This is a genomic window from Gilliamella sp. wkB195, assembly GCF_001690445.1.
GTDB classification, from domain to species: domain Bacteria; phylum Pseudomonadota; class Gammaproteobacteria; order Enterobacterales; family Orbaceae; genus Gilliamella; species Gilliamella apicola_E.
Genome location: NZ_LZGP01000031.1, coordinates 81,109 through 88,897, shown reverse-complemented (window position 1 = coordinate 88,897; position 7,789 = coordinate 81,109). Strand labels below are relative to the sequence as shown.

Annotated in this window: 6 protein-coding genes; all 6 read left to right on the top strand. The window is 33.0% G+C overall.

The features are described 5' to 3' along the window. The first annotated feature begins 91 nt into the window (after positions 1-91). The 6 genes from A9G08_RS08445 (at position 92) to A9G08_RS08420 (ending at position 7,777) form a co-directional block, all read left to right on the top strand. Complete coding sequence (locus tag A9G08_RS08445) at positions 92-943, top strand: heme/hemin ABC transporter substrate-binding protein (protein WP_065563266.1); 852 nt, start codon at positions 92-94, stop codon at positions 941-943. Between the two features lie 76 nt (positions 944-1,019). Beyond that, the gene (locus tag A9G08_RS08440; protein ID WP_065563265.1) at positions 1,020-3,320 is read left to right on the top strand and encodes a TonB-dependent receptor domain-containing protein; all 2,301 of its coding nucleotides are present in this window, start codon (positions 1,020-1,022) and stop codon (positions 3,318-3,320) included. Between the two features lie 216 nt (positions 3,321-3,536). After that, on the top strand, positions 3,537-4,178 hold the full coding sequence (locus A9G08_RS08435; protein WP_065563264.1) for a YjfI family protein: 642 nt from the start codon (positions 3,537-3,539) through the stop codon (positions 4,176-4,178). A gap of 31 nt (positions 4,179-4,209) precedes the next feature. Continuing rightward, entirely contained in the window at positions 4,210-4,902 is a 693-nt protein-coding gene (locus A9G08_RS08430; RefSeq protein ID WP_065563263.1) for a PspA/IM30 family protein, read from the top strand. Between the two features lie 96 nt (positions 4,903-4,998). After that, positions 4,999-5,646 (top strand): hypothetical protein, encoded by a 648-nt coding sequence (locus tag A9G08_RS08425; RefSeq protein ID WP_065563262.1) that lies wholly within the window; start codon positions 4,999-5,001, stop codon positions 5,644-5,646. Between the two features lie 52 nt (positions 5,647-5,698). Next, positions 5,699-7,777, top strand: coding sequence for a hypothetical protein (locus A9G08_RS08420; protein ID WP_218058451.1), 2,079 nt, complete (start codon positions 5,699-5,701; stop codon positions 7,775-7,777). Positions 7,778-7,789 lie beyond the last annotated feature (12 nt).

Below are 7,789 nucleotides of genomic sequence, written 5' to 3'. Positions count from 1 at the left end.
TTAAATCCCCCAATATTTTATGTTGATAATGGTTATCATTTTCACTATATTATTCTTCCAAAATTGAAAACCATGGTAGGTAAATTAAATCATGAAGAAAAATTTTATAAAAAGGATTAGCCTATTTTTACTATTATTTAGTATCAACAGTCTTCTCAATTATAGTTCAGCAAATGAAAGAATTGTTATTGCAGGAGGATCTCTTACTGAAATTGTATTCGCACTAGGTGCTGGAGATGATGTCGTAGGTGTTGATAAAACAAGCAGTTATCCTGAGAAAGTTAAACAATTGCCACAAATCGGTTATTGGAAATTATTAAATATTGAAGGTGTTTTATCGCTTAGACCAACCTTGTTTATAACATTAAATGATGTAGAACCTGATAATGTTATCGAAAAAGTGTCTGAGTCAAAAGTAGATGTATTAGCATTAAGGCGTGTACCTGGTACAATTGAACTGTTATACGAAAATATCAATAAAATTGCATCTAAATTAAATAAACAAGACGAAGGCAAAAAATTAATCAATAAAATTAAAGCCAATCTTGCCGACATTCAAGCCAAAATCGCAACTCACCCACAAAAAACAAAAGTTTTATCCCTAATGAGTATGGGTGGTTCCAATTCTGTAGCAGGAAAAAATACTACAATTGATGCATTAATCACTATCGCTGGTGGTGAAAATTTGGCAACGCATAATAGCTTCAAAAGTTATACTGCAGAATCAATTATAGCTATCAATCCAGAAGTTATCATCTTAAATAAATATTCTATTGATCAATTAGGTGGTTTAGACAAAGTCAATACTATTCCAGGTATTACTGAAACAAGTGCATTTAAAAATAATCGTATTACGGTTATAGATGATAGTTACTTATTTGGAATCGGGCCAAGAGTTGATGAAGCAGCAAAATTGCTTTTCCAAAGCTTTTACCCTGAATAAACTATTTTAATAATATTTTTATTAATTGAAGCAATAAATGCGCCATTAAACATATTAAGTTTGAAAGGATAAAAATGTGAATTTTAAATATTTAAAAAAGACAAGTTCATTAGCAATAGGTTTAACATTAGCACTACCTACTTTCGCTACTGATAAACATAATGATGAAAAAGACATTGATACTATTACTGTAACAGCTCATGAAGCAACAAAAAATCCGGGAATGAATACTGAAATTTCTGAGCAAGATATTCGCCGTGATGGAGGTACTAATTTTGGTACTATAATGCGTTATCAACCTCTAATTTCTGCCCCAGGAAGTATTTCAGGTTCAGGTAGTGGTAAAAGTAGTTGGGACCGTGGTGGGTTTACTGGATACAATATTCGTGGTTTAGATGCTAACCGCGTGTCAATCGATATTGATGGTATGCCTTTACCAATAGCTCAAGGTCGGGTTAACTCTGTTGGACGAGCGGGGTTTGGATCTTACGGTATTGGCCGAGATTATATTGATACCTATATGTACAATAAAGTTGATATTCAATCAGGAGCGACATCGGTTAGTAATGCAAATAATGCCCTAGGTGGCTCAGTTTCATTCCAAACTAAATCGGCAAGTTATTACCTCTATCCGGGTAAAACGACCTACTTTGGTTATCAAAATAACTATGATAGTTCAGATAGAAGTTTCCACCAGGGCTTAACTATGGCTGGTGGTGATGATTATCTAAATGGTATTTTGGTTTTAAGTCGACGCGATGGCCAGCAAACACGTAATAATGGAGACTCAATAAGTAGTTATCCAGAAAACTGGCACTCTAACTCGATTTTAGCTGGTTTTGGCTGGCAAATGACAGAAGAACATTTAATTAATACAACAGTTGATTACAATAATAAAACCAAAAATTCTCATTATGATACTTGGGATAAATACGGTAAAAAAGTTGAGTCACTTGATCATCAAAGAAGCAAAAACAATCGCTTTAATCTTGCGATTAAAGATCAATGGAAACCAACTGCTATAAGCTGGATTGATAGTTTAACTACTCAATTAAATTATCAACGAACCAATGTCTATGATAGTACCGATATTAGACATACAACTAAAGGTAATTTTAATACTCAAACAAATTACAATACAAAAACTTATAATTTTATTACTACTTTAGTTAAAAACTATGAAAATCAGAAAATTAGCGCTGGTTTAAATGGTAAATGGAGTGAAGATGAATCACCATTCTTTACTTCAGCCCAATCTCAAAATGGTAGAATATTTCCAGACGGAGATTACACTAAACCCCAAGCAGATAGTCGAAGTTATCAATTAGGGGGATTCCTCGAAGACAGAATTAGTTTTAATATTAAAGATAGTAATAATTTCTATCTAGTACCTGGTGTTAGAGTTATTTACCAAAATACTAAACCTCGTAATTTAGAAAATATGGCTGTAACAAACATCAATGGTAGCCAGTTAGGTAAACAATATAGTAGCAATAGTGATTTCCAAGTTTTACCTTCTATGTCATTTATGTATGATATTAATCCTGACTTCACTGCTTATTTACAATTCAAACGTTCCGCACAAATGCCAAATCAGAACCAATTATATGGATCTTATTTAGCGCATAGCAATATGTATGTACTTGTTGGTGATTCAAATCTTAACACTGAAACCAGTGACAATTTTGAATTAGGTTTGAAAGGACATCCTGTTTCAGGTGTAACTTTAACATCTTCAGCTTTTTATAATAAATATAAAAATTTCATCGCTTATACACGTTATAGAAAGAACTTTGTCGGAACAGGTAACCGAATTGTTTATCAAGCAGAAAATCGTGATAAGGCATACATCTATGGTGCTGAATTGAGCAGTGAATTCAATATCGGCAAATGGGTAGAATCTGCTAATGGCTTAAGCGCTAAATTTGCAATTGGTTATAACCAAGGCAAATCAAAATCAAGCTATTTAGGTGATAAATATATTGAAATGGATTCAATAGCACCAATGAAAAGTGTTGTCGGTTTAGCGTGGGATGATCCGAATAAATTTTATGGTGTGGCTGTTACAGCAACATTCCAAAAAGGTAAAAAAGCCGAAGCGACATCTAGAGAATCTTATGGTAATGATGGTAGACCACTTCCTAATTCTAAAGATGACTATTTTAGAATCGCCGGTCATGGCATTATTGATTTAACTGGTTATATTAATATTACTAAGAATGTTAAATTGAATGGTGGAGTTTATAATCTTACCGATCAAAAATATTGGGATTATCTAAGTAATAATAAATTATACAGCACATCAGATCATAAATATCTAAACATGTTTACTGCTCCAGGCAGAACATTCCAATTAGGTTTAGATGTTGATTTCTAGAATGATATATCATTTTTTCAAATAAATAACCCGCATCATGCGGGTTATTTATTCTATAGCCTTCTATAAAAGCTCCCTAAAGGTGTTTAGTTTTTTATTAAAATTAAAGTAAATTAGCATCAATAAATTGATAAAAAAATATCACATGTAATATTTACATGTGATAAAATTATGCTAATATAAGTTGTATAAAAAATTAAAGAATAACCAAAATTTATGAAAAAAACCAAAGAAGCTAAAAGCTCAGCATTTTATCAACAACAATACCGACAACGTTTAAGAGAACAGGGGTTGATAAAAAAAGAAGTTTGGATTTTGCCTGAAAATACTGCTGAGTTACTTGAAATCGAAAAAAAATTTCGTCAACCAGCTGTAGAAAATAAATCTTTTTTGTACTATGTGAAGGAAAACAATGAAATGAAAAATAAAGAAATCTGGAAAATTAATGACCTTTTCCAAGAATTAAATCAAACTGATTTAATCAAACAAGGTTCTGCAAGTATTGAAATAATTGATGGTGTCGATGCTTGTTTACATATCATTATGCATGACTATGGTGATTTACCACTTTTTTTAAGCGTTTCAAATCAGCAAATTATTGTAGAAGCACTACTTTGGCCAGTTTCACTAATCAAAAATCCTTCATCATTTAATGAAGAAATTCTGTCTGCTAGAAAACTATTTGCTTTATCAACTATAGCAATTGAAAAAACAGGAGATGGAGAAATCAATTACATTATGTATGGTGCACTTAGTTCATCCTCAACCTTAAACGATATTATTTATGAACTCGAAATGTTATCAGACAATGTGATCAAAGCGACTGAAGCTTATGAGCATTTCTTTAATATTGAATAGTTAAAGCGAATAGTTATAGAAGGAGTTAAATATGGTTATCTTCAAAAAATTAGTAACAGCATTACGTGGTGGAATAAATGAAGTTGGCGAATCAATAATTGATTCTCAAGCGTTACGTATATTAGACCAAGAAATTAGAGATGCTGATGAAGAATTAAGACAAGCTAAAGAATCATTAGCTAATATTCTAGCAGAACAAAAATTAGCAGAGAAACAAGTTGAATCAACAAAAGCTCAAATAACTGAATATGAAGCATATGCTATTAAAGCACTTGAAAATAACAATGAAGAGTTAGCTTTGGAAGTAGCGGAAAAACTTTCGGTACTCGAAAATCAATATGAAAATAACAAAAAGCAAGCTAACTATTTTGCTGAAAGTGTTAAAAATTTACGACAAACTATTTCACAATCTGAAATCAATATTCGTAATTTAAAACAACAAGTTGATATAGTTAAAGCTACTGAAAGTGTCCAAAAAGCACAATCTGCAGTAGCACAGCGTTACGGTAGTTCAACAGCTAAATTGCATACTGCACTCGATTCATTAGATAGAATCAAAAAACGTCAAGAAAAAGCTGCTGCCACTTTTGAAGCAAAAAAAGAATTAGCAGCAACTGAAAATCCTGATTCGCTTGATAGTAAATTAGAAGCGGCCGGTATTAAAGCTGGCAATAATAATGCAGCTTCAATTTTAGCTAGATTAAAAGAAAAACAATCGAATTAAAGTTTTCGCGTTTTAATATTTTTAAGTTAGAATAGCAAAAACAATTATAAAATAATTAATTAGTTAAAACTAGTTTGGATAGATGAAGGGAATATAATGGAACTGTTTTGGGGAATATTTTTTTCTTTTCCCGTAATTATCTTTAGTGCATTGTTAACAATCTGTATCTTATATTGGTTTGTTGCAGCATTAGGACTATTAAGCGTTGACTGTTTAGATTTTGATATCAGTGTCAATGATGTTTATAGTGATGTTCCATCTACTGGATTAGGTGGTTTATTAATGAAATTTGGCTTCAATGAAGTACCAATGACTCTCATCATCACATTGATCTCTTTAATTGGATGGTCAATTTGTTATTTTGCCTTTCGTCTATTAATCCTACCTTTGTATGATTTTGTATTTCTTTATTATTTAGCAGGGATAGCTCTTTTAATTATCTCATTTATTTTATCAGTCTATTTAACTGCTTTTTTTATTAAACCACTTCGTCCTTTATTTAGAAAGTTGATAATTAACCACAATCATAAATCATTGTTAGGGCAAGTTATCGAAATACGCTCAAGTACCGTAACCAGAACTAAAGGACAAGCTACCTGTGAAGATGGAGGAGCGGGCCTTATTTTAGAGGTAAGATGTGATGAATCTTATCAATTCAAGCGCGGTGATAAAGCCGTAATCCTTCAGTATGATGAAACAACAAATTGTTATGAAATAATTAGCCTAAAAGATTTTAATGGCTAATAGAAGTTAATTTGGAGAATAGAAAAATATGTCTTTAAGCAGTGATACTATAATGTTTTTTTTGGTAATAGTTGGAAGTATATTTCTTGTAATTGTCGGATTCTTCCTATTATTTAAGGCATTTTACATAAAGGTTCCTCAAGGTACGGCGCTTATTGTTAATGACATGACGTCAAAACCTAAAGTTCATTTTACTGGTGCATTGGTATATCCAATCATCTACAAAAAAGAGTTCATGAAAATTTCCTTGATCACTTTTGACGTAGAACGAAGAGGTAAAGATGGTTTAATTTGCCAAGACAACCTTAGGGCTGACATCTGCGTAGCCTTCTATTTACGCGTTAATGAAACAACAGAAGATGTTCTTAAAGTTGCCAAATCAATCGGTGTAGATCGTGCATCAGACCAACAAGCGGTAAGCACATTATTTAGTGCTAAATTTTCAGAAGCATTAAAAACCGTAGGTAAACAATTTGAACTTGCAAAGCTATTTGAAGATCGAATGAATTTCCGTGAACGTATCATTGATGTAATAGGTAAAGACCTTAACGGTTATGCCCTTGAAGATGTTGCTATCGATTATTTAGAACAAACTCCAATTAAATCACTCGACCCAGATAATATTTTTGATGCTGAAGGTATTAATAAAATTACAGCTATAACTGCTGTACATAAAGATGAAACCAATAAGCGAGAACGCGATTTAGAGTTAGCTCTTAAGAAAAAAGATACTGAAACTATCGAAGCTAAACTTGAATTAGAACGTCAACAAGCTGACGCTGAGGCTAGACAAAAACGTGAAATTGAAACTATTCGAGCTAGAGAAGCCGCTGAAACATTAAAAGTTCAAGAAGAAGAACGTTTGAAAGCTGAACAAGCTAGAATTCAAACCCAACAAGAAATTGAAGTAAGAGAAGAGAATCGTTTACGTGAAGTAGAAGTTGCACAGAATAACCGCCTAAGAGCTATTGCGATTGAAGAAGAACGTGTAATCCGAGCTCGTTCACTTGAAATTGTTGCTCGTGAACGTGAAGTTGAACTACAACGAATAGAAAAAGACAAAGTTGTAGAAGAGGAAAAGAAACAGATTGCTAATGTTATTCGTGAACGTGTAGCAGTTGAAAAAACAGTTGCAGTTGAAGAGGAAAACATTAAAGAAGTTCGTGAAGTTTCAAGAGCAGATCGTGAAAAACAAACAACAATTATTGAAGCTGAAGCTAGAGCTGAACAAGAGCTAGTTAAACAAGTAAAACAAGCTGAGGCAGATGAACAATCATCTAAACATCGCGCAATTGAAATCAGCACGATGGCTCAAGCTGAATTAGAAGCTGCAGCTAAACAAGCTGAAGCTAAAAAACAATTAGCTCAGGGTATAGAAGCCGAAGAAGCGGCAATAGGCCTTGCCGAAGCTAAAGTACGTAAAGCAAGAGCAGAAGCAGAAGAAAAAGAAGGTTTAGTCAAAGCAAATATTACAGCTGAGACATTATTAGCTGAAGCGAAAGGTAATCAAGAAAAAGGCTTAGCAGAAGCTAAAGTTATTGAAGCCAAAGCAATTGCAGTAGAAAAACAAGGTTTAACTGAAGCTAAAGTACTTGAGGAAAAACTTTCTGCTCAAGCTCGTGGTGATGAACGTATTGGATTTGCAAAAGCATCAGCAACAAAAGAACAAGGTCTGGCAGAAGCGTTAGTAATTCGCGAAAAATTAACTGCTGAGGCAAATGGTTTAGTAGATAAGTTCCAAGCAATGGGTACGATGAATGAACAATCGAAAAATCATGAGGAATTCCGTTTAGCGCTTGAAAAAGGTTTCGAACAAGCCATGGCTGCTATTGCTGCTAACAAAGAAATTGCTAGAGAACAAGCTGACGTGCTTGCTGCGGCATTCAGTAAAGCCAATATTGAAATTGTAGGTGGTAATGATAACTTCTTTAATAGCTTCTCTAAAGCAATTAGTGTAGGTAAAGCAATAGAAGGAACTGTTAATCAGAGCCCTGTACTACAATCTGCATTACAATCAGTACTATCTCGCTTATCGGGAGACAAAAACATAAACATAAAAGAGACTTTGCAAAACACTGATTTAAAAGCGTTAGCAAAACAATTTTTGTCATCCAATAATGAGAATGAATAGGTTACTATCAGA